This window comes from Streptomyces sp. NPDC044921 (assembly GCF_056432865.1).
Map to the genome: position 1 here is coordinate 108,938 of NZ_JBWKIF010000022.1, position 21,484 is coordinate 130,421.

The 21,484-nt window shown below is 73.0% G+C and carries 19 protein-coding genes and 1 tRNA gene; 16 read left to right on the forward strand and 4 right to left on the reverse strand.

Features of this window, described 5'->3' with window-relative positions:
* Positions 1–4: 4 nt before the first annotated feature.
* Positions 5–2,383 carry an SCO7613 C-terminal domain-containing membrane protein gene (locus AC07DA_RS29200; RefSeq protein ID WP_479131199.1) on the reverse strand — a complete coding sequence of 793 codons (2,379 nt, stop codon included), beginning with the start codon at positions 2,381–2,383 and terminating at the stop codon, positions 5–7.
* Positions 2,384–2,480: 97 nt separating this feature from the next.
* Here AC07DA_RS29200 and AC07DA_RS29205 point away from each other — a divergent pair, with 97 nt between their 5' ends.
* Both AC07DA_RS29205 and AC07DA_RS29210 read left to right on the forward strand, forming a co-directional pair.
* Positions 2,481–2,927 (forward strand): SRPBCC family protein, encoded by a 447-nt coding sequence (locus AC07DA_RS29205; protein ID WP_479131200.1) that lies wholly within the window; start codon positions 2,481–2,483, stop codon positions 2,925–2,927.
* A 39-nt stretch (positions 2,928–2,966) separates the two neighbouring features.
* A tRNA-Val gene (locus AC07DA_RS29210) sits at positions 2,967–3,038 on the forward strand.
* 59 nt (positions 3,039–3,097) lie between these two features.
* Here AC07DA_RS29210 and AC07DA_RS29215 read toward each other — a convergent pair.
* Positions 3,098–3,826 (reverse strand): exonuclease domain-containing protein, encoded by a 729-nt coding sequence (locus AC07DA_RS29215; RefSeq protein ID WP_479131202.1) that lies wholly within the window; start codon positions 3,824–3,826, stop codon positions 3,098–3,100.
* Positions 3,827–3,996: 170 nt separating this feature from the next.
* On the opposite strand from AC07DA_RS29215, the gene AC07DA_RS29220 reads away from it, so the two are divergent.
* The 4 genes from AC07DA_RS29220 to AC07DA_RS29235 all read left to right on the forward strand — a co-directional run bounded on the left by AC07DA_RS29220 (position 3,997) and on the right by AC07DA_RS29235 (position 8,481).
* The gene (locus tag AC07DA_RS29220; protein WP_479131203.1) at positions 3,997–4,563 is read left to right on the forward strand and encodes a DUF4365 domain-containing protein; all 567 of its coding nucleotides are present in this window, start codon (positions 3,997–3,999) and stop codon (positions 4,561–4,563) included.
* Positions 4,560–5,786: a hypothetical protein gene (locus tag AC07DA_RS29225; RefSeq protein ID WP_479131204.1), complete on the forward strand. Its 1,227-nt coding sequence runs from the start codon at positions 4,560–4,562 to the stop codon at positions 5,784–5,786. The genes AC07DA_RS29220 and AC07DA_RS29225 overlap by 4 nt, the downstream gene beginning before the upstream one ends.
* Positions 5,787–5,877: 91 nt before the next feature.
* Positions 5,878–7,854: a threonine--tRNA ligase gene (gene thrS, locus AC07DA_RS29230; RefSeq protein WP_479131205.1), complete on the forward strand. Its 1,977-nt coding sequence runs from the start codon at positions 5,878–5,880 to the stop codon at positions 7,852–7,854.
* Between the two features lie 66 nt (positions 7,855–7,920).
* Positions 7,921–8,481, forward strand: coding sequence for an HIT family protein (locus AC07DA_RS29235; protein WP_467738519.1), 561 nt, complete (start codon positions 7,921–7,923; stop codon positions 8,479–8,481).
* 146 nt (positions 8,482–8,627) lie between these two features.
* Here the strand turns inward: AC07DA_RS29235 and AC07DA_RS29240 are convergent, their stop codons facing one another.
* Positions 8,628–10,295: a hypothetical protein gene (locus tag AC07DA_RS29240; RefSeq protein WP_479131206.1), complete on the reverse strand. Its 1,668-nt coding sequence runs from the start codon at positions 10,293–10,295 to the stop codon at positions 8,628–8,630.
* Positions 10,296–10,466: 171 nt separating this feature from the next.
* Positions 10,467–12,665: an elongation factor G-like protein EF-G2 gene (locus AC07DA_RS29245; protein ID WP_479131207.1), complete on the reverse strand. Its 2,199-nt coding sequence runs from the start codon at positions 12,663–12,665 to the stop codon at positions 10,467–10,469.
* Between the two features lie 218 nt (positions 12,666–12,883).
* Here AC07DA_RS29245 and pgsA point away from each other — a divergent pair, with 218 nt between their 5' ends.
* The 10 genes from pgsA (at position 12,884) to ruvB (ending at position 21,403) form a co-directional block, all read left to right on the forward strand.
* On the forward strand, positions 12,884–13,657 hold the full coding sequence (gene pgsA / locus AC07DA_RS29250) for a phosphatidylinositol phosphate synthase (RefSeq protein ID WP_479131246.1): 774 nt from the start codon (positions 12,884–12,886) through the stop codon (positions 13,655–13,657).
* Positions 13,654–14,562, forward strand: a complete 909-nt coding sequence (locus tag AC07DA_RS29255) for a phosphatidylinositol mannoside acyltransferase (RefSeq protein ID WP_479131208.1) — start codon at positions 13,654–13,656, stop codon at positions 14,560–14,562. Before pgsA ends, AC07DA_RS29255 begins: the two co-directional genes overlap by 4 nt.
* Positions 14,559–15,722, forward strand: coding sequence for a glycosyltransferase family 4 protein (locus AC07DA_RS29260; protein WP_479131209.1), 1,164 nt, complete (start codon positions 14,559–14,561; stop codon positions 15,720–15,722). Before AC07DA_RS29255 ends, AC07DA_RS29260 begins: the two co-directional genes overlap by 4 nt.
* Positions 15,723–16,012: 290 nt before the next feature.
* Positions 16,013–16,555, forward strand: coding sequence for a hypothetical protein (locus tag AC07DA_RS29265; protein ID WP_479131210.1), 543 nt, complete (start codon positions 16,013–16,015; stop codon positions 16,553–16,555).
* A 148-nt stretch (positions 16,556–16,703) separates the two neighbouring features.
* Entirely contained in the window at positions 16,704–17,609 is a 906-nt protein-coding gene (gene pdxS, locus AC07DA_RS29270; protein WP_351361047.1) for a pyridoxal 5'-phosphate synthase lyase subunit PdxS, read from the forward strand.
* A 6-nt stretch (positions 17,610–17,615) separates the two neighbouring features.
* Positions 17,616–18,224, forward strand: coding sequence for a pyridoxal 5'-phosphate synthase glutaminase subunit PdxT (pdxT, locus tag AC07DA_RS29275; protein WP_479131212.1), 609 nt, complete (start codon positions 17,616–17,618; stop codon positions 18,222–18,224).
* A gap of 48 nt (positions 18,225–18,272) precedes the next feature.
* Positions 18,273–19,025, forward strand: a complete 753-nt coding sequence (locus AC07DA_RS29280) for a YebC/PmpR family DNA-binding transcriptional regulator (protein ID WP_031116589.1) — start codon at positions 18,273–18,275, stop codon at positions 19,023–19,025.
* A gap of 105 nt (positions 19,026–19,130) precedes the next feature.
* A complete protein-coding gene (gene ruvC / locus AC07DA_RS29285) occupies positions 19,131–19,682 on the forward strand; it encodes a crossover junction endodeoxyribonuclease RuvC (RefSeq protein WP_479131213.1) in 552 nt (183 codons plus the stop codon).
* Positions 19,679–20,284 (forward strand): Holliday junction branch migration protein RuvA, encoded by a 606-nt coding sequence (gene ruvA, locus AC07DA_RS29290; protein ID WP_479131214.1) that lies wholly within the window; start codon positions 19,679–19,681, stop codon positions 20,282–20,284. Before ruvC ends, ruvA begins: the two co-directional genes overlap by 4 nt.
* Positions 20,285–20,308: 24 nt before the next feature.
* Positions 20,309–21,403, forward strand: coding sequence for a Holliday junction branch migration DNA helicase RuvB (gene ruvB, locus AC07DA_RS29295; protein WP_479131215.1), 1,095 nt, complete (start codon positions 20,309–20,311; stop codon positions 21,401–21,403).
* Positions 21,404–21,484 lie beyond the last annotated feature (81 nt).

A 21,484-nucleotide genomic window follows, 5' to 3' on the forward strand; every position in this document is an offset into this window, starting at 1 on the left:
GCGGCTAGTTCATCCTGCCCAGCACGTCCCTCACCCGCCGCACGTCCTGGATCCGCTGCTCGTACGTCGCCCCGAGTGCGAGCAGCAGGAGCCCGGCGAGGGCCGGGGGCGCCCAGCGGGGGAGTGCCCCGGTCACCTGCACGACGTACGGGGCGAGCTCGTGCAGTGTGACCAGGGCCAGCACCGAGCCGCCGAGCACCAGCGGTGCCTGGAGGTGGTGCCGGGCGCCCAGCAGGGTGACCAGCAGTGCCGCCGTGCCCAGCAGCAGCGGACGCGTCCAGTGCGGGTCGCCCCAGGCCGCGACGAGGCCCGGCAGCAGGGTGGCGGTCAGTCCGGCGCCGTACGCAGTCCAGGAGGTGGTCCGCGGGTCCCGGCGGCGGCGCAGGAAGCCGACGAGCAGGGCCGGGACGGACACCGGCAGCGTGTACGCCTCGGGCGTGGTGACGTCCCAGGCCGCCAGCCGTACCCACGCGGCCAGCACGAACAGGGCCGTGGCCGCGTAGCCGACGTCGCGGCGGCCGGGACGCAGCGCGGTCCCCGCGGCGATCACCCCGCACAGGGCGAGCACCAGGGCGAGCAGCGGCGGGTCGGTGACGGCGAGGCCCACGGCGAGCAGGCCGGTGGCGGCAGCGGTGACCTCCACCGCCACGACCGTCCGGGTCTCCACGAGACGCGCCGCGAGCAGGGCGGCGGCCGCGGGCACGGCCAGGACCAGCAGGGCCGTGCGGGCCGGTGGCCAGTCCGCGGCCGCGCCCGTGGCCGAGGCCAGCGCGGCGGCGTACACCAGGGCGGCGGGAGCCGTGAAGGCGGTGAGTCCCGTCCGCCACGAGGACGCGGCGAGCAGGGCCGTCAGCACGGACAGCACGACCAGCGTCGCGGTCTGGGAGGCCAGGGAGACCAGGGTGAGGTCGACGGCCGTGACCAGCGCGAGGACGAGGGCGGTGAGCCGTGCCCCGGCCGAAGCGGTCCGGCCCGTGTACAGCGCGGCCGCCGTCAGGACCACCAGGACCGCCACGCCCGCGGCGTAGGGAACCGCCAGGATCGCCGGGAGCAGCAGTGCCGCCGCCCACAGCAGGCCCAGCGCACCGAGCCGGGCCCGTGCGCGCCACTGCTCCGCGCGGACCACCCGTGCCAGCACCGCCGCGACCGCCAGCAGCACCACCGGGGCCGTCGCCGCGTCCGGCGGCCAGGGCGCCTCGACGGTGACCGCCGCCCGGGCGTCCGACGGCGCACCGCTCCACACCCGGCCCAGCCACCCGGCCGGGCCCAGCACCACCAGGGCCGACACCGGCAGCGTCCACACCAGGGCCAGCGCCTGCACGGCGGCGGAGGCCCAGACCCAGCCGTGCCGCACGGCGTCCGGCAGCCGTACCGCGCGGAGCGCGGTCAACAGCGCGACCCCGAGGGCCAGATGGGCCGGGACCACCCACTCCGAAGGGACCACCGCGCGCGGCACCGCGCCGAGCGCGGCGACGGTCAGCAGCCCCGAGGCGATCGCGAGGCCGAGGGGGTGCGCGGTTCCCGGACCGCGCCGGGCCGCGGCCAGCGCGATGCCCGCCGCGAGCAGGAGCAGCGCGCCCGCCCGGGCGGCGGCGCCCGGCCCGTCGGCCGTCCCGGACAGCCAGCCGGCGACGAGGACACCCGAGCCGCCCGTGCCGTACGCGCCGACGACCGCGGTGATCCGCACGGAGGGGTTCGTCACCCGCAGCGCCACACCCGCGTCCAGCCCGGCCGTCACCAGCAGCGCGGCCGCGATCACCGACGGACCCGCGCCGGCGGCCAGCGCACCCAGCAGCAGCGGGAACTGGGCCGCCGCCAGCGCGGCGGGCCGGGGCAGCCGCAGGGCGGCCGTGGCCGGCAGCAGGCCGTACGCGGACCAGAGCACGGCGAGCACCGCCGTGGCGGCCGCCGCGTATCCGGTCCCGTCCGCCTGGGCGAGGGCCGCCTGGTGCAGCGCGTACGCGTCCAGGACGGTCAGGGCCAGTCCGAGCCCCGCCACCGACTCGGCCGTCGACCGCAGCCCCCGACGCAGCAGCACCGCGGGCACCGCGAGCGCGGCCAGCGTGACCGCGCCGAGCACCAGCGCCCGCCCGGTGATGCCCATGTGCCCCCAGCTGACCAGCGTGAACACCGCGGCCGCGAGGGTGAGCAGGACACCGCCGAGCACCAGGAGCACGTTCTGCACGCTGGGTGCGGCGGTCTCCGGGCGGGGCGGGGTGGCGGGCCGCGGGTGCGCCCAGGGGCGCGAGGGCCGCCCCGTCTGCTGCAGGGCCGCGACGAGCCAGGCGCGGCGAGTCAGCAACTGAGCCCGGCGGGCGTCCAGTTGCCTCAGTTCGGCGTCGAGGAGCCGCAGTTCCTCGGCCGGGGGCGGAAGGTGCGTCATGGCACGCAGTGTGGCCCGCGTCACCGGGCCGGACATGAGCGCGGATACTCAGGCGCGTACTCAGCCGGTCCCCGCCCCGGGTGGGCACACTGCGGACATGGACTGGAACCACTACCGCTTCCGCAGCCTGTGGCCCGTGCCCGCACCGCCCGCCGCGGTGTACGAGGTGCTGGACCGCCCCGAGGACTACCCGCGCTGGTGGCGCCAGGTCCGGGAGGTGACCCGGCTCGACGGCACCACCGGCGTGATCCGCATCCGCTCCGTGCTGCCGTACGACATGACCTTCACGGCACGGGAGGTGCGGCGCGACCCCGGCGCCGGGGTGCTGGAGATCGCCGTGTCCGGGGACATCGAGGGCTGGGCGCGCTGGACGGTCACGCCCCACGCGGCGGGCAGCCTGGCGCGGTACGACCAGGTGGTGAACGTCGGCAAGCCGCTGCTGAGGCGGTTCGCCGTACCGGGACGGCCCGTCTTCCGCGCCAATCACGCGCTGATGATGCGGTCCGGGCGGCGCGGACTGCTCCGGTACCTGCGAGCGGTTTGAAGGAAGCGTGCCGGGACCTGTATTGTTCAGTGCGTTCCCGGGCGATTAGCTCAGTGGGAGAGCGCTTCGTTCACACCGAAGAGGTCACTGGTTCGAACCCAGTATCGCCCACCGGAAACAGCCGGTCCGTCGCAGACGGACCGGTTTTCTTCTGCCTCCGCGCCCGTCTCTCAGGCCGCCGCCGGCAGCTCCGGGCGCAGCGGCCAGGCGGGATCGACCGCCTCGTCCACGCCGCTGCGCGCGAACCACGCCTGCAGGCCCCGGGCCTGCGCCGCGTGCCACACCGCCTGCAGCGTGTGCAGCTCACCGGGCGCGAGCCGCTCCAGCCGGGACGCGAACCGGCGGCCCACCGCCCGGGTCACCTCCAGCGCCGCCGCCGCGTCCGCCGCCGCGTCGTGCGCGCCCTCCAGGGCGACGCCGTAGTGCGCGCACAGGTCCGTCAGGGTACGGCGGCCCTTGCGGTAGCGGTCCAGGTGCTTGTCCAGCACCCTCGGGTCGAGCACCAGCAGTGGCGCCGCCTCGAACCAGCGGGCCAGTGCCGAGGCGCGGTGCCGCCGCAACTCCCGGTCCAGCAGGGTGAGATCGAACGGCGCGTTCATCACCACGACGGGACGGCCGACATGGGCCTGCTCGGCCAGCGCCTCCGCTATCTCGTACATCACCGGCGCCGGCCACCGGCCGTTGCGCTGCAGGTGATCCTCCGTCAGCCCGTGCACCGCCGTCGCCTCGGCGGGCACCGGCACCCCCGGGTTCACCAGCCAGCGGCTGACCCGCGGCCGCATGCCCGGGGCGTCCTGGACGACGACGGCGGCCGACACGATCCGGTCGGTCTCGACGTCCACGCCCGTCGTCTCCGTGTCGAAGGCGGCCAGCGGCCCCTCGTACCAGCACGTCGTCATACGCACACAACCCCTCGATCACCTTCGGCAGTTGACGTCCCGTCCGCTGCCCGAACCGGTGATACCCGGGCTGTTTGCGCCGTACGCCGGAAGGAGACAACAGGAGTACGGGTCGACGCAGTTCAGCGGCCCGCAGCGGGGAATCACTTGTTCTGGAAGGCTGTTGGGCCATGGCCATAGCGCAGCCCGAACGGGGCGGGCTGCTGCCCGGGAGCACGGCTTTGTCCCGGGGCTCTCTCGCCACCACCGCCTGCATGGAGACACTGCAGGTCGGCTATCTGCACGCCGTCGCGGCGGCCGCCGGCTGCTCGCTGTCCCAGCCCTTTCCCGACAACGGCATCGACTGGCACGTCAGCCACAGCGCCCCCGGGCACACGGTCGACGACGAGGTCACCATCAAGGTGCAGCTCAAGGCCACCTACCAGGTCCCGCCCCACCCCCCGGGCCGCGCCTTCTCCTTCACGCTCGACAACGACCACCTGGCGAAGCTCGCCCGCACCCCCGTGTCCGTGCACAAGATCCTGGTGGTGATGCTGGTGCCGCGGCTGCGGGACGACTGGCTGCGCGCCGGGCACGACCGGCTCGATCTGAGGCACTGCTGCTACTGGACCAACCTCGCCGGGCACCCGATCACCGGCCGCCGCCGCACCACCGTGCGCATACCGACTTCACGCATCTTCGACGACCGGGCGCTGTGCGAGATCATGACCCGCGTCGGGACGGGAGGCAGACCGTGACGCACCGCCCGACCCAGGAGCCCGCGAGGCCCGTCCGGCCCCACCCCGTGGACACCGCCTGGAGCGGCTCGCCGCCCGACCCCGCCGCGGTCGACCCGGCCGTCCTGGGCGCCCTGCTGCGGCGGCACGGCTGGCAGCGCCGCGGCGGCGCCCCGGGACAGTACGGCCGCTGGACCCCGCCCGGACCCGGCGGCAGCGGCACGAGCCTGCTGGTCCCCGCAAGCCGCGCCTTCCCCGACAGCGACGACCTGCTCGCCGAGGCGCTGCTCGCCCTGTCCCGCAGCGGCTCGCCCTCCGCCCGCGAGGTCCTCGTCTCCCTCGCCGTGCCCAGCGACGAGGTCCGCTGGTGGCAGGACGTGCCCGCCGGGCCCGCCGGCGCGGCGCCCTGGACCGCCGAGGAACGGCTGCGCACCGCCGCCCGCCGGATGCTGCTCGCCGCGGCCCTCGCCACCCGCGCCCGGGCCGGCTACCACGGCGCCCGCCACCGCCGCGCCGCCGCCACGGCCCTGCAGAGCGTCCTCGTCGGCTCCGCCACCGGCGGCCGCCTCACCGCCTTCGTGCCCGTCACCGGAGGCCGGCCCCTCGCCGTACGCCTCCACCAGGCCCTGTTCGCCGCGCGCGAGGCCATCGACTACCAGCGCGCCACCGGCGGCATGGACGCCTTCGACGCGGCGGTCGAGGCCGGGGTGAGCCACGAGCTCACCGAGTCCCTCGTCGCCCTCGTCCGGGGCACCGAGGGCGCCCGGATCACCGTCGCGTGGGCCCCCGCGGCCGGGGTGCCGGAGGGCTGCGCACCCGCCGCCGAACCCGTCGAGTTCTCACCCGGCGACCTGCCCGCGCTGCGCGAGGCCGGTGCCCGCTACCTGCGCGAGGAACCCGCCGTACCCGTGCGGATCACCGGGGCGGTCACCCGTATGCGCCGCTCGGGCCCGCGGGGCGAGGGCACCGTACGGCTGCGCGTGCTGACCGGGGCCGACGTGCCGCACGTCCGGATCACCCTCGACGAGGAGGCCTACCGGATCGCCGGGCACGCCCACCTGGTCGGGCTGCCGGTGCGGGTGCACGGACGGCTGGAGAGCCGGAGCGGGTTCCGCCGCCTCACCGGCGCCCACGGTGTCGTCCCCGTGCAGGTCGACGACGCCGAGCGGGACCGGCTGATGAAGGAGCTGCAGGAGAACCTGGACTTCTTCGAGGAGGCCTGCGGAGGGGACTGCGGAGACTGATTTCGCCCGGGGTGGTCCCGGGTCGGTACGATCCTTACTCGTGCGTGCGCTCCGGTATGGCGCCGCAGCCCCCTTCAGTCAGGAGAGACCGGTGTCAGACGTCCGTGTGATCATCCAACGCGATTCCGAGCGGGAAGAACGCGTGGTGACGACGGGCACTACGGCCGCCGAGCTCTTCGCCGGCGAGCGCTCGATCATCGCCGCGCGCGTGGCCGGCGAGCTCAAGGACCTGTCGTACGCCCTGTCGGACGGCGACGAGGTCGAGGGCGTCGAGATCTCCTCCGAGGACGGCCTGAACATCCTGCGCCACTCCACCGCGCACGTCATGGCGCAGGCCGTGCAGGAGCTCTTCCCCGAGGCCAAGCTCGGCATCGGCCCGCCCGTCAAGGACGGCTTCTACTACGACTTCGACGTCGACAAGCCGTTCACGCCCGAGGATCTCAAGGCCATCGAGAAGAAGATGCAGGAGATCCAGAAGCGCGGGCAGCGCTTCTCCCGCCGCGTCGTCACCGACGACGCCGCCCGCGAGGAGCTGGCGGACGAGCCGTACAAGCTGGAGCTGATCGGCCTCAAGGGCTCCGCCTCGTCCGACGACGGCGCGGACGTCGAGGTCGGCGCCGGCGAGCTGACGATCTACGACAACCTGGACGCCAAGACCGGCGAGCTGTGCTGGAAGGACCTCTGCCGCGGTCCCCACCTGCCCACCACCCGCAACATCCCGGCGTTCAAGCTGATGCGCAACGCGGCCGCCTACTGGCGCGGCAGCGAGAAGAACCCCATGCTCCAGCGCATCTACGGCACCGCCTGGCCCACCAAGGACGAGCTGAAGGCGCACCTGGAGTTCCTCGCCGAGGCCGAGAAGCGCGACCACCGCAAGCTCGGCAGCGAGCTCGACCTGTTCTCCATCCCGGAGCAGATCGGCTCCGGCCTCGCCGTCTTCCACCCCAAGGGCGGCATCATCCGCCGGGTCATGGAGGACTACTCGCGCAAGCGGCACGAGGAGGCGGGCTACGAGTTCGTCTACACCCCGCACGCGACGAAGGGGAAGCTCTTCGAGACCTCGGGCCACCTGGACTGGTACGCCGACGGCATGTACCCGCCCATGCAGCTCGACGAGGGCGTGGACTACTACCTCAAGCCCATGAACTGCCCGATGCACAACCTGATCTTCGACGCGCGCGGGCGTTCCTACCGTGAACTGCCGCTGCGCCTGTTCGAGTTCGGGACCGTGTACCGGTACGAGAAGTCGGGCGTCGTGCACGGCCTGACCCGGGCCCGCGGCTTCACCCAGGACGACGCGCACATCTACTGCACGCGCGAGCAGATGTCCGAGGAGCTCGACAAGCTGCTCACGTTCGTGCTGGAGCTGCTGCGCGACTACGGCCTGACCGACTTCTACCTGGAGCTGTCCACCAAGGACCCGGAGAAGTTCGTCGGCTCCGACGAGGCCTGGGAGGAGGCCACCGAGACGCTGCGCCAGGTCGCCGAGAAGCAGGGCCTGCCCCTCGTCCCGGACCCGGGCGGCGCCGCCTTCTACGGCCCGAAGATCTCCGTCCAGGCCAAGGACGCCATCGGCCGCACCTGGCAGATGTCGACCATCCAGCTCGACTTCAACCTGCCGGAGCGCTTCGACCTGGAGTACACCTCCGCCGACGGCTCCAAGCAGCGCCCCGTCATGATCCACCGCGCCCTGTTCGGCTCGATCGAGCGCTTCTTCGCGGTGCTGCTGGAGCACTACGCGGGCGCCTTCCCGGCCTGGCTGGCCCCGGTCCAGGCACTCGGCATCCCGATCGGCGACGCCCACGTCGAGTACCTGGAGAAGTTCGCCGCGGCCGCCAGGAAGCAGGGCCTGCGCGTCGAGGTCGACTCCTCCTCCGACCGGATGCAGAAGAAGATCCGCAACGCCCAGAAGCAGAAGGTGCCCTTCATGGTCATCGCGGGCGACGAGGACATGTCGAACGGCTCGGTGTCCTTCCGCTACCGCGACGGATCGCAGGAGAACGGCATCCCCTTCGACGAGGCCATCGCGAAGATCCAGAAGGTCGTCGACGAGCGCGCCCAGGTCTGATCGCACGGCGCACGGGCCCCCGGGACGAACCCGGGGGCCTTTGCCGTCCCCCCAGCTCGACGCCATATGCTGCACTGCATGACGAGTGAGCCGGAGCAGCAGCTGGGAGTAGGGACGCAGGACGCGTTCCAGCGTCTGTGGACGCCCCACCGGATGGCCTACATCCAGGGCGAGAACAAGCCGACCGGCCCGGGCGCCGGAGACGGCTGCCCCTTCTGCTCGATCCCGGCCAAGTCCGACGAGGACGGACTCGTCGTCCGCCGCGGCGAGCAGGTCTACGCGGTGCTCAACCTCTACCCGTACAACGGCGGGCACCTGATGACCGTGCCCTACCGGCACGTCGCCGACTACACCGACCTGACCGCCGCGGAGACCGCCGAGCTGGGCGAACTCACCAAGCAGGCGATGACGGCCCTGCGCACCGCCTCCGGCGCGCACGGCTTCAACATCGGCATGAACCAGGGCTCCGTCGCCGGCGCGGGCATCGCGGCGCACCTGCACCAGCACATCGTGCCGCGGTGGGGCGGGGACACGAACTTCATGCCGGTGGTGGGGCACACGCGGGTGCTGCCGCAGCTGCTCGCCGACACGCGGAAGATGCTGGCGGAGGCCTGGCCGAGCAGCTAGCTCAGCCTGCGGGCAGGCGTGCCGCTGGGGGCGGCACGGGTGGGGCGCCGGGGGTCCCCCTGCTCGAAGAGCTTGGGGGAGGCACCCCGCAGCGCCGGGCCGCGCACCCACCCTCGCCCCAGCCACAACGCAGGGCACCTCACCCACTAGGCGTCGTACACATCCGCCTTCTTCGGCGAAGCCTCCTGCACCGCCCCGCTGAGCGCCGCCGAGCGCGCCCCGAACTTCTCCACGTTCACGCCGTTCTCCCGCAGCACCTTCAGCGCGGCGGCGTGCACCACGCGCAGCACCGGCGTCGCCGCCCGCAGCGCGTCGTCCGCCATGAACCGGTGCCGCCACGGCTGGTCCGCCCACGCGTGCCGCAGGCCGAACGGCTCCGGCAGCGTCAGGCTCCCGCCGAGCCAGTTCAGCAGCGGCGGGTACCAGGTCAGCGGGGCGCGCGCGGCCAGCCGCACCACCTCGTCGGCGTCGATCAGCGGGAGCTTCACCGTGCGGGTCTCCCAGAAGCGGAACGCCTTCTGGACCGTCTTCTCCTTGGCCGCGGGCTTCTCGTTGAACAGCGAGTTGACCGGGCCCAGGGCGTGACCGGTGACCTCGATGCGCAGCGTGTCGTGCAGCACGGTCACCGTGATCAGCATCGTGATCACCAGGTGGCCGTCCCACAGGGTCCACTGCACGCCCAGGTAGTGCCGGTCGCCGCTGCCGAACTGCTGCTTGTTGCAGATCTCCTGTATGGCGTGGTTGCGGACCGTGTACGCCTCGACGTCCGCGCCGCTCGGCCGGGACACCTCGGTCGCCTTCTCGCCGATCGGCGTGACGACCCAGTGCGTGATGGTCGGCTTGGGGAAACCGCCGGTGTTGATGGACGTGCGCTCCAGCATGCCCAGGCCGCCCTGGATCGCCACGATGACGTCCCAGCTGCGGAACGGGTGGAAGTCCTTGCCGGGCTCGGCGGAGACCAGCTCCTCGGCCAGCTGCCAGCTGCCCCAGCGGGTGCCCATGCCGAGGATGCCCTTGGGGCCGGCGTAGAAGGCCGAGTTGGAGCGCTGCTCGGCGGCCAGCCGGGCCAGCTCCTTGCGGACCTGCTCGGCGGCGTCACCGGGCGTGCCCGGCACCGCCTCGGGGATCTTGGCGCCGACGCCCCCGCCCGAGAGCAGGCTCGACCAGCGCTCGCGCAGGTCGCGGGCCGTGCGCTCGCAGATCTGCTTGGCCCAGAACCAGCCGACCACCGGCATCACGATCGCCAGGCGCGCGTACCACCCCCAGAACCCGGTGAACGGCATGCGCAGCAGGAACAGCACGGCGAGCGCGCCCACGGCGACCAGCAGCGTCGTGGCGAGGGCGCCCGCGCGCTTGTCGTCCCGCTTGGCCATGGTGGTGCGCAGCGTGAACACCAGCAGCCACACCAGGAAGCCGGGCAGGAAGAGCACCCCGCAGATGACGGTGATCGCCGAGAGCATGTTGTCGCGGTCGCGGCGGATGCGGTGGGCCGCCAGGCAGTGCTCCACGACGACCTGGGGCTCGATGCCGAAGGACTGGATGACCGGCTTGCGCCCGGCGCCCAGCATGCGGTCGATGATCGCGCGGGAGAAGGCCTCACCGAACCGCGGACGGAAGATCTTCGCCCAGGGCCGCGGCGGGGTCACCTTGGACTGGTGCCACTCGTTGTCGGCGTTCAGGATCTTGGTGACCTCGTCGTCCCGGTACGCCGCCGCGGCCAGCGCGTACGTCGCCGCCGTCTGGCCGCTCGCACCCGCCACGGGCACCTGCGCCCCGGGACTGAAGTCGAATCCGTCCGTCACTGCCGCCCCCATCGCTGCCGCATCCGCATCTGCGGCCTTCCCGACTTCCGCGCTCCGCACACCTGTTGATCAGGTCATCAGCGTATCGGCACGACCCCGCGGCCGTCGGCGGACGGCCCGCAAGCCGTCCGCCGCCCCGGAAGGGAGCCCTCACGGGGGCAGTCGGAGGCGCCGGAGCGCCAACTACGAGGCCGCGCGCGCCTCTTCGCGCACCCGCTCCGCGACCTGCTGCGGCATCGGCTCGTGCCGCGCGTAACGGCGGCTGAAGCGGGCCGTGCCGTGCGTCATCGAGCGCAGGTCGATCGCGTACCGGCCGATCTCGATCTCGGGCACCTCGGCCCGGACCAGGGTGCGCCCGCCGGGGGTCTGCTCGGTGCCGAGCACCCGGCCGCGCCGCCCCGACAGGTCACTCATCACGGCGCCCACGAAGTCGTCGCCCACCAGCACCGACACTTCGGCCACCGGCTCCAGCAGGTGGATCCTCGCGCCGGCCGCGGCCTCCCGCAGCGCGAGCGCCCCGGCCGTCTGGAACGCGGCGTCGGAGGAGTCCACCGAGTGCGCCTTGCCGTCCAGCAGGGTCACGCGGACGTCGATCAGCGGGTACCCGGCGGCGACCCCCTTGGCGGCCTGGGCCCGTACGCCCTTCTCCACCGACGGGATGAACTGCCGGGGCACCGCGCCGCCGACGACCTTGTCCACGAACTCGATGCCGGAGCCGCCCGGCAGCGGCTCGACCTCGATCTCGCAGATGGCGAACTGCCCGTGCCCGCCGGACTGCTTGACGTGCCGCCCGCGCCCGGACGCCTTGGTCGCGAAGGTCTCACGCAGGGACACCTTGTGCGGTACGACGTCGACCTGGACGCCGTACCGGCTGCGCAGCCGCTCCAGGGCCACGTCCGCGTGCGCCTCGCCCAGGCACCACAGGACCACCTGGTGGGTGTCCTGGTTCTGCTCCAGCCGCATCGTCGGGTCCTCGGCCACCAGCCGGGCCAGGCCCTGCGACAGCTTGTCCTCGTCCGGTTTGCTGTGCGCCTGGATGGCCAGCGGCAGCAGCGGGTCGGGCATCTGCCACGGCTCCATGAGCAGCGGGTCGTCCTTGGCGGACAGGGTGTCGCCGGTCTCGGCGCGGCTCAGCCTGGCCACGCAGGCCAGGTCACCGGCGATGACGTGCGACACCGGGCGCTGCTGCTTGCCGAACGGCGTGGACAGGGCGCCGATGCGCTCGTCGACGTCGTGGTCCTCGTGGCCCCGGTCGGCCAGGCCGTGCCCGGAGACGTGGACCGTCTGGTCGGCGCGCAGGGTGCCGGAGAAGACGCGGATCAGCGACAGCCGGCCCACGTACGGGTCCGAGGACGTCTTGACGACCTCCGCGACCAGCGGCGCGTCCGGATCGCACGGCTTGAGCTCGCGCGGCTCGCCGTCGATCGTCGTGACCCGCACCGTCTCGTGCTCCAGCGGCGTCGGGAAGCCACCGGTGATCAGCTCCAGCAGTTCGACCGTGCCGAGCCCCTGCCGGGCACCCTCGGCCGCGGGGGCGGCGGCCAGGACGGGGAAGAAGACCCCGCGCGCCACGGCCCGCTCCAGGTCGTCGATCAGGGTCTTGACGTCGACCGGCTCCCCGCCGAGGTAGCGGTCCATGAGGGTCTCGTCCTCGCTCTCGGAGATGATCCCCTCGATCAGCCGGTTGCGGGCCTCCTCGATCAGCGGCAGCTGGTCCTCGCCCGGCTCCGACTCCTTGCGCTCACCGGTGGAGTAGTCGAACAGCTTCTGCGACAGCAGCCCGATCAGCCCGGTCACGGGGGCGTGCCCGTCGGGCGCCTGCGGGCCGTGCAGCGGCAGGTAGAGCGGCAGGACCGCGTCCGGGTCGTCCGCGCCGAAGGCCTCCGCGCAGATCCGGGTCATCTCCTCGAAGTCGGCGCGCGCCGCCTCCAGGTGCGTGACGACGATGGCCCGGGGCATCCCCACGGCCGCGCACTCCTCCCACACCATGCGCGTCGAGCCGTCCACGCCGTCCGAGGCCGAGACGACGAAGAGGGCCGCGTCCGCCGCGCGCAGACCGGCCCTGAGCTCACCGACGAAGTCGGCGTATCCGGGGGTGTCGAGGAGGTTGACCTTGATGCCGTCCCACTCGACGGGCACCAGGGACAGCTGCACCGAGCGCTGCTGCCGGTGCTCGATCTCGTCGTAGTCGGAGACGGTGCCGCCGTCCTCCACGCGGCCCGCCCGGTTCACCGCCCCCGCGGTCAGCGCGAGGGCCTCCACCAACGTGGTCTTGCCCGATCCGGAGTGGCCGACCAGCACCACGTTCCGTACGGACTGGGGGTGGTCGGCCGCCTGTGCCCTGCCGGCGGCTCCGGGGTGTGTCTGTGCCTTGTCGCCCATGGTCCTGCCTCCCGTGCACGGTGAGGTCACTGTGGGCGCGGGCAAGCGGAGCCCGCGTGCGGTGCGGCTCCGGCGACGCCCGCGGTTCTTCGACCTTCCCACTCCCGTCACGGTGCGTCCATACGAACGACACGACCGCGCCCGCCACCGGCACCCCGGCGGTTCAGCCGAAAGGGGTCCGGGTGCCCGCCCCTCGCCCGCACGCGCGCGTGGCTACGATGGGCCAGCCGGTGGCCAGCAGGGGCCAGACGGCGACACCGACCCTCGGGAAGGCCATGCTGAACAAGTACGCGCGTGCATTCTTCACGCGTGTCCTCACACCGTTCGCCGCGTTTCTGATCCGCCGGGGCGTCAGCCCCGACACCGTCACGCTCATCGGCACCGCCGGAGTGGTCGCGGGCGCGCTGGTCTTCTACCCCAGGGGCGAGTTCTTCTGGGGCACGGTCGTGATCACGCTGTTCGTGTTCTCCGACCTCGTCGACGGCAACATGGCCCGCCAGCTCGGCCGCTCCAGCCGCTGGGGCGCCTTCCTCGACTCCACGCTCGACCGGGTCGCCGACGGCGCGATCTTCGGCGGCTTCATCCTCTGGTACGCCGGCGGCGGCGACGACCTGGTGCTGTGCGCCGTGTCGATCTTCTGCCTGGCCAGCGGCCAGGTGGTGTCGTACACCAAGGCCCGCGGCGAGTCGATCGGCCTGCCGGTCGCGGTCAACGGGCTGGTCGAGCGCGCCGAGCGGCTCGTGATCTCCCTGGTCGCGGCAGGTCTGGCCGGTCTGCACGCGTTCGGCGTCCCGGGCATCCAGTACCTGCTTCCGGTCGCCCTGTGGATCGTCGCCGTGGGCAGCCTCGTCACGCTGATCCAGCGGGTCGTCACGGTCCGCCGGGAGTCCGCCGAGGCCGAGCAGGCGGCGGCCGCGCAGGACCCGTCCGGCGCGCAGGACAATGAGGGTGAGCAGCAGAACGCCTCCCACGGGAGCGAGGCGGCCACGTGAGCGCCCAGGACCGGCTGACGGACGCGCTGTACGGCCTCGGCTGGAGCACCGTCAAGAAGCTCCCCGAACCGGTCGCCGTACGGCTCGGGCGCGCCATCGCCGACGCCGCCTGGAAGCAGCGCGGCAAGGGCGTGCGGCGCCTGGAGAGCAACTACGCGCGCGTGGTGCCCGGCGCGAGCCCCGAGCGCCTCGCCGAGCTCTCCCGCGCGGGCATGCGGTCGTATCTGCGCTACTGGATGGAGTCCTTCCGCCTCCCCGCCTGGAGCAAGGAACGCATCCGGGCGGGCGTCGACGTCAAGGACCTGCACCACCTCACCGAGGGCATGGACGCGGGCAGGGGCGTGATCCTGGCCCTGCCGCACCTGGCCAACTGGGACCTGGCCGGCGCCTGGGTCACCACCGAGCTCGGCATCCCCTTCACCACGGTCGCCGAGCGCCTGAAGCCCGAGACGCTCTACGACCGGTTCGTCGCCTACCGCGAGGGCCTGGGCATGGAGGTCCTGCCGCACAGCGGCGGCAGCGCCTTCGGCACCCTGGCCCGGCGGCTGCGCGACGGCGGCCTGGTCTGCCTGGTCGCCGACCGCGACCTGTCCGCCTCCGGCGTCGAGGTGGACTTCTTCGGCGACACCGCCCGCATGCCGGCCGGACCGGCCCTGCTCGCCCAGCAGACCGGCGCCCTGCTGCTGCCCGTCACCCTCTGGTACGAGGACTCGCCCGTCATGCGCGGCCGCGTCCACCCGCCCGTCGAGGTGCCCGAGTCAGGCACGCGCGCCGAGAAGACGTCTGTCATGACACAGACGCTGGCCGACGCCTTCGCCACCGGCATCGCCGACCACCCGGAGGACTGGCACATGCTGCAGCGCTTGTGGCTCAAGGACCTCGACCCCGCGAAGGGGCGCCCGTGAGGATCGGCATCGTCTGCCCCTACTCCTGGGACGTACCGGGCGGGGTCCAGTTCCACATCCGCGACCTCGCCGAGTACTTCCTCCGCCTCGGCCACGAGGTGTCCGTGCTGGCCCCGGCCGACGACGACACCCCCCTGCCGCCGTACGTGGTCTCGGCCGGGCGCGCGGTGCCGGTGCCGTACAACGGCTCCGTGGCCCGGCTGAACTTCGGCTTCCTGAGCGCGGCGCGGGTGCGGCGCTGGCTGCACGAGGGCGCGTTCGACGTCATCCACATCCACGAGCCGACCTCGCCCTCCCTGGGCCTGCTGGCCTGCTGGGCCGCCCAGGGCCCGATCGTGGCGACGTTCCACACGTCGAACCCGCGCTCCCGCGCCATGATCGCCGCGTACTCGATCCTCCAGGCCGCCCTGGAGAAGATCAGCGCCCGGATCGCCGTGAGCGAGTACGCCCGCCGCACGCTCGTGGAACACCTCGGCGGGGACGCGGTGGTCATTCCGAACGGCGTCGACGTCGACTTCTTCGCCCAGGCCGAGCCGAAGGCCGAGTGGCAGGGCGACACGATCGGCTTCGTCGGGCGCATCGACGAGCCCCGCAAGGGCCTGCCGGTGCTGATGAAGGCCCTGCCGAAGATCCTGGCCGCCCGGCCGCAGACCCGGCTGCTGGTCGCCGGGCGCGGCGACGAGAAGGAGGCGGTGGAGTCCCTGCCCGTCGAGCTGCGCCCGCGCGTGGAGTTCCTCGGCATGGTCAGCGACGAGGACAAGGCCCGCTTCCTGCGCAGTGTCGACCTGTACGTCGCGCCCAACACCGGCGGCGAGAGCTTCGGCATCATCCTGGTCGAGGCCATGTCCGCCGGGGCCCCCGTCCTCGCCTCCGACCTGGACGCCTTCGCCCAGGTCCTGGACCGGGGAGCGGCGGGCGAACTGTTCCCCAACGAGGACGCCGACGCCCTGGCCGACGCGGCCGTACGCCTCCTGGAGGACCCGGAGCGGCGCGCCGAGCTGCGCGAGCGGGGCAGCGCCCACGTACGGCGCTTCGACTGGTCGACGGTCGGCGCGGACATCCTGTCGGTCTACGAGACGGTGACGGCGGGCGCGGCGGCGGTGGCCGAGGACGAACGGACCAGCGGCTTGTGGAGCCGGTTGGGGCTGGCCCGGGACTGACGGCCGGAGCCGCGCGAAGCGCGCCGCGCACGGACGGGGCGGCGCCGGGCGCCGCCCCCACCCAACCGGCCCGTTCGCCCGCCGCGGGTGAGGCCGCGCGGTCCCCACCGCCCGGCCGGCCGCCGATCGGCGACGAGGCCGTTCAGGCCCACAGCGCAGGTCCGGGGGCGGCAGCCCCCAGGAGGGCCGGGCCAGGTCCCACCACCGGCAGGATGCCCGGCCGACCGAGCGGAGCGCCCCGGCAGGACACCCGGCCGGCCCGGCGCAGTGCCCCGGTAGCCTCTTGGCCCGTGACCGCAACCCTCATCTGGATCCTCGTCGCCCTCGTGGCGATCGGCCTGTACCTGAGCTGGACGGCCGGGCGGCTGGACCGGCTGCACGCACGCATCGACGCCGCCCGCGCGGCCCTCGACGCGCAGCTGCTGCGCCGTGCCTCCGTCGCCCAGGAGCTGGCCACCTCCGGCGTGCTCGACCCGGCCGCCTCGATCGTGCTCTACGAGGCCGCCCACGCCGCACGGCAGGCCGAGGAGGACCAGCGTGAGGTCGCCGAGAGCGAGCTGAGCCAGGCGCTGCGGGCCGTGTTCGGGGAGCCGGCGCAGGTGGAGGCGGTGCGCGGGGCGCCCGGGGGAGAGGAGGCGGCCCGGGAGCTCACCGAGGCGGTCCGCAGGGTCCCGATGGCCCGGCGCTTCCACAACGACGCCGTACGCGCCGCCCGGGCCCTGCGCCGGCACCGCAAGGTGCGCTGGTTCCGCCTGGCCGGTCACGCGCCCTTCCCTCTGGCCTTCGAGATGGACGACGAGCCACCGGCGGCCCTGGTCGACCGGGCCGCCTGACCCCGGCCGGGGCCCGCGTTCACCGGCCGTTCCCCGCCGGTCCTCCCGAAAAGGATCCACGGCGTTCCCATTGGCCCTTGATGTGGCCTGGTCCCCTCCCGTTTCCTCGGTGCTGCAGAAACTCCCTTTCCCCTCAGCGAGGTCACCCGTGTCCATCTCCGAAAACCAGGCTCCCGAGACCGGCACCGCCCGTGTGAAGCGCGGCATGGCCGAGCAGCTCAAGGGCGGCGTCATCATGGACGTCGTCACGCCGGAGCAGGCGAAGATCGCCGAGGACGCGGGCGCGGTCGCCGTCATGGCCCTGGAGCGGGTCCCGGCCGACATCCGCAAGGACGGCGGCGTGGCCCGCATGTCCGACCCGGACATGATCGAGGGCATCATCGAGGCCGTCTCCATCCCGGTCATGGCCAAGTCCCGCATCGGCCACTTCGTCGAGGCCCAGGTGCTGCAGTCCCTCGGTGTCGACTACATCGACGAGTCCGAGGTGCTCACCCCGGCCGACGAGGTCAACCACTCCGACAAGTGGGCCTTCACCACGCCGTTCGTCTGCGGTGCCACCAACCTGGGCGAGGCCCTGCGGCGCATCGCCGAGGGCGCCGCGATGATCCGCTCCAAGGGCGAGGCCGGCACCGGCAACGTCGTCGAGGCGGTGCGCCACCTGCGCCAGATCAAGAACGAGATCGCCCGCCTGCGCGGCTACGACAACCACGAGCTGTACGCCGCCGCCAAGGAGCTGCGCGCCCCGTACGAGCTGGTCAAGGAGGTCGCCGAGCTGGGCAAGCTCCCCGTGGTCCTCTTCTCCGCCGGCGGTGTCGCCACCCCGGCCGACGCGGCCCTGATGCGCCAGCTCGGCGCCGAGGGCGTCTTCGTCGGCTCCGGCATCTTCAAGTCCGGCGACCCGGCCAAGCGCGCCGCCGCCATCGTGAAGGCCACCACCTTCTACGACGACCCGAAGATCATCGCGGACGCGTCCCGCAACCTCGGCGAGGCCATGGTCGGCATCAACTGCGACACCCTCCCCGAGACCGAGCGCTACGCCAACCGCGGCTGGTAACCACCCATGACCGAAGCACCTGTCATAGGCGTCCTGGCCCTCCAGGGCGACGTACGGGAGCACCTCGTGGCCCTGGCCGCGGCCGACGCCGTGGCCAGGCCGGTGCGCCGCCCCGAGGAACTCGCCGAGGTGGACGGCCTGGTCATCCCCGGCGGTGAGTCCACGACCATCTCGAAGCTCGCGGTGCTCTTCGGCGTGATGGAGCCGCTCCGCGCGCGCGTGCGGGCCGGCATGCCGGTCTACGGCACCTGCGCGGGCATGATCATGCTCGCCGACAAGATCCTCGACCCGCGCTCGGGCCAGGAGACCGTCGGCGGCATCGACATGATCGTACGCCGCAACGCCTTCGGCCGGCAGAACGAGTCCTTCGAGGCGGCCGTCGCACTCGAGGGCGTCGAGGGCGAACCGGTGGAGGGCGTCTTCATCCGCGCCCCCTGGGTCGAGTCGGTCGGCGCCCGGGCCGAGGTGCTCGCCGAGCACGACGGGCACATCGTCGCCGTGCGCCAGGGCAACGCACTGGCCACCTCGTTCCACCCGGAACTGACCGGCGACCACCGGGTGCACGCCCTGTTCGTCGCCATGGTGAGGGCGAACCGGACAGCGGACTCCTTGTAGGATTCCTGCGTTCGTTGCTGAGATGGGTTACGCGAAGGAGACAGGCAGATGTCCGGCCACTCTAAATGGGCCACGACGAAGCACAAGAAGGCCGTCATCGATGCCAAGCGCGGCAAGCTCTTCGCGAAGCTGATCAAGAACATCGAGGTGGCGGCCCGGATGGGCGGCGCCGACCCCGAGGGCAACCCGACGCTCTACGACGCCATCCAGAAGGCGAAGAAGTCGTCGGTCCCCAACAAGAACATCGACTCCGCGGTCAAGCGCGGCGCCGGCCTGGAGGCCGGCGGCGCCGACTACGAGACGATCATGTACGAGGGCTACGGCCCCAACGGTGTCGCGGTGCTCATCGAGTGCCTCACCGACAACCGCAACCGCGCCGCCTCCGAGGTCCGCGTCGCCATGACCCGCAACGGCGGCTCCATGGCCGACCCGGGCTCGGTGTCGTACCTGTTCAACCGCAAGGGCGTCGTGATCGTCCCCAAGGGCGAGCTGACCGAGGACGACGTCCTCGGCGCCGTCCTGGACGCCGGCGCCGAGGAGGTCAACGACCTCGGCGAGACCTTCGAGGTCATCAGCGAGGCCACCGACCTGGTCGCGGTCCGCACCGCCCTCCAGGACGCCGGCATCGACTACGACTCCGCCGACGCCAACTTCGTCCCGACCATGCAGGTCGAGCTGGACGAGGAGGGCGCCAAGAAGATCTTCAAGCTGATCGACGCGCTGGAGGACAGCGACGACGTGCAGAACGTCTTCGCCAACTTCGACGTCAGCGACGAGGTCATGGAGAAGGTCGACGCCTGACCCGCGCACGGGAGCAACGGGCCGACGGGACACACCCCGTCGGCCCGTCGCGTTGTCGGTGGTACCCGATAGCCTGCACAAACAGGTGACCGAAAGGGAGGGCGCGTGCGCGTGCTGGGGGTGGACCCGGGACTGACCCGGTGCGGTGTGGGCGTCGTGGAGGGCGCGGCCGGACGGCCGCTCACCATGATCGGCGTCGGCGTCGTCCGGACCCCCGCCGACGCGGACCTCGGACACCGCCTGGTCGCCGTCGAGCAGGGCATCGAGCAGTGGCTCGACGAGCACCGGCCCGAGTGCGTCGCCGTCGAGCGCGTCTTCAGCCAGCACAACGTCCGTACGGTGATGGGCACCGCCCAGGCCAGCGCCGTCGCCATGCTGTGCGCCGCCCGCCGCGGCATCCCCGTCGCGCTGCACACGCCCAGCGAGGTCAAGGCCGCCGTCACCGGCAGCGGCCGGGCCGACAAGGCGCAGGTGGGCGCGATGGTCACCCGGCTGCTCCGGCTCGGCGCACCGCCCAAGCCCGCCGACGCGGCCGACGCCCTCGCCCTCGCCATCTGCCACATCTGGCGCGCCCCCGCCCAGAACCGGCTCCAGCAGGCCGTCGCCCGGCACACCGCCACAGCACCGACCACAGCACCGAAAGGCCGTACGGCATGATCGCGTTCGTCAGCGGCACAGTGGCCGCACTCGCCCCGGACGCAGCGGTCGTCGAGGTCGGCGGCGTCGGCATGGCCGTCCAGTGCACGCCGAACACCCTGTCCACGCTCCGCCTGGGCCAGCCCGCCAAGCTCCACACGTCCCTGGTCGTGCGCGAGGACTCCCTCACCCTGTACGGCTTCGCGGACGACGACGAGCGGCAGGTCTTCGAACTGCTCCAGACCGCGAGCGGCGTCGGACCGCGGCTCGCCCAGGCCATGCTCGCCGTGCACACCCCCGACGCCCTGCGCCGGGCCGTCTCCACCGGCGACGAGAAGGCCCTCACGGCCGTTCCCGGCATCGGCAAGAAGGGCGCCCAGAAGCTGCTGCTGGAGCTGAAGGACCGGCTCGGCGCCCCGGTCGGCGCACCCGCCGTCGGCGCGCCGGTCAGCTCCGGCTGGCGCGACCAGCTGCACGCCGCCCTCATCGGCCTCGGGTACGCGACCCGCGAGGCCGACGAGGCCGTCGCCGCCGTGGCCCCCCAGGCCGAGGCGGCCGGCGGCACGCCCCAGGTCGGCATGCTGCTCAAGGCGGCCCTGCAGACCCTGAACCGCGCCCGCTGACCCCCACCCCCCGAGGCACATCACATGAACTGGGACGACACGACCGACGCCGAGGCCGCCGAGCGGCTCGGCGGGCCCGCCGAGGAGCGGCTGGTGGACTCCGGCGCCGACCGTGAGGACCAGGCCGTCGAGGCCGCCCTGCGCCCCAAGGACCTGGGCGAGTTCATCGGCCAGGAGAAGGTCCGCGAGCAGCTCGACCTCGTCCTGCGCGCCGCACGCGCGCGCGGTGCCACCGCCGACCACGTGCTGCTCTCCGGCGCCCCCGGCCTCGGCAAGACCACCCTGTCGATGATCATCGCGGCCGAGATGGGCGCCCCCATCCGCATCACGTCCGGCCCCGCCATCCAGCACGCCGGCGACCTCGCCGCGATCCTCTCCTCCCTCCAGGAGGGCGAGGTCCTCTTCCTCGACGAGATCCACCGCATGTCCCGGCCCGCCGAGGAGATGCTGTACATGGCGATGGAGGACTTCCGCGTCGACGTCATCGTCGGCAAGGGCCCCGGAGCCACCGCCATCCCGCTGGAGCTGCCCCCCTTCACCCTGGTCGGCGCCACCACCCGGGCCGGTCTGCTGCCGCCCCCGCTGCGCGACCGCTTCGGCTTCACCGCCCACATGGAGTTCTACGAACCGGCCGAGCTGGAGCGCGTCGTCCACCGCTCGGCGGACCTGCTGGAAGTGGAGATCGACCCGGCCGGCGCCGCCGAGATCGCCGGCCGCTCCCGCGGCACCCCCCGTATCGCCAACCGCCTGCTGCGCCGCGTCCGCGACTACGCGCAGGTCAAGGCCGACGGGCTGATCACCCGGGACATCGCGGCCGCCGCCCTCGCCGTCTACGAGGTGGACGCGCGCGGCCTGGACCGCCTCGACCGGGCCGTGCTGGAGGCCCTGCTCAAACTCTTCGGCGGCGGCCCTGTCGGCCTGTCCACGCTCGCGGTCGCGGTGGGGGAGGAGCGTGAGACCGTGGAAGAGGTCGCCGAGCCCTTCCTCGTCCGGGAGGGACTGCTCGCCCGCACCCCGCGCGGCCGGGTCGCCACGCCCGCCGCCTGGACGCACCTCGGCCTCACCCCGCCCCGCTCCCAGACCGCCGGAAACGGACAACAGGACCTGTTCGGGGCGTGACGGCGCCGATACGGCTCCGGGTCGGCGAGGACAGTGGCCGGAGCAGGAACCCCGGTGCCATGCTGAGCGTTGTTCCATGCG

Excerpts from the sequence above, each read along its gene's own strand:
- pdxT (WP_479131212.1), top strand. The coding sequence starts at position 17,616 with ATGACCGAAGCACCTGTCATAGGCGTCCTGGCCCTCCAGGGCGACGTA.
- AC07DA_RS29245 (WP_479131207.1), bottom strand. The coding sequence starts at position 12,665 with ATGGGCGACAAGGCACAGACACACCCCGGAGCCGCCGGCAGGGCACAG.
- pgsA (WP_479131246.1), top strand. The coding sequence starts at position 12,884 with ATGGGCCAGCCGGTGGCCAGCAGGGGCCAGACGGCGACACCGACCCTC.
- AC07DA_RS29205 (WP_479131200.1), top strand. The coding sequence starts at position 2,481 with ATGGACTGGAACCACTACCGCTTCCGCAGCCTGTGGCCCGTGCCCGCA.
- AC07DA_RS29280 (WP_031116589.1), top strand. The coding sequence starts at position 18,273 with ATGTCCGGCCACTCTAAATGGGCCACGACGAAGCACAAGAAGGCCGTC.
- AC07DA_RS29200 (WP_479131199.1), bottom strand. The coding sequence starts at position 2,383 with ATGACGCACCTTCCGCCCCCGGCCGAGGAACTGCGGCTCCTCGACGCC.
- AC07DA_RS29215 (WP_479131202.1), bottom strand. The coding sequence starts at position 3,826 with ATGACGACGTGCTGGTACGAGGGGCCGCTGGCCGCCTTCGACACGGAG.
- AC07DA_RS29220 (WP_479131203.1), top strand. The coding sequence starts at position 3,997 with ATGGCCATAGCGCAGCCCGAACGGGGCGGGCTGCTGCCCGGGAGCACG.
- ruvB (WP_479131215.1), top strand. The coding sequence starts at position 20,309 with ATGAACTGGGACGACACGACCGACGCCGAGGCCGCCGAGCGGCTCGGC.
- AC07DA_RS29235 (WP_467738519.1), top strand. The coding sequence starts at position 7,921 with ATGCTGCACTGCATGACGAGTGAGCCGGAGCAGCAGCTGGGAGTAGGG.
- AC07DA_RS29240 (WP_479131206.1), bottom strand. The coding sequence starts at position 10,295 with ATGGGGGCGGCAGTGACGGACGGATTCGACTTCAGTCCCGGGGCGCAG.
- ruvA (WP_479131214.1), top strand. The coding sequence starts at position 19,679 with ATGATCGCGTTCGTCAGCGGCACAGTGGCCGCACTCGCCCCGGACGCA.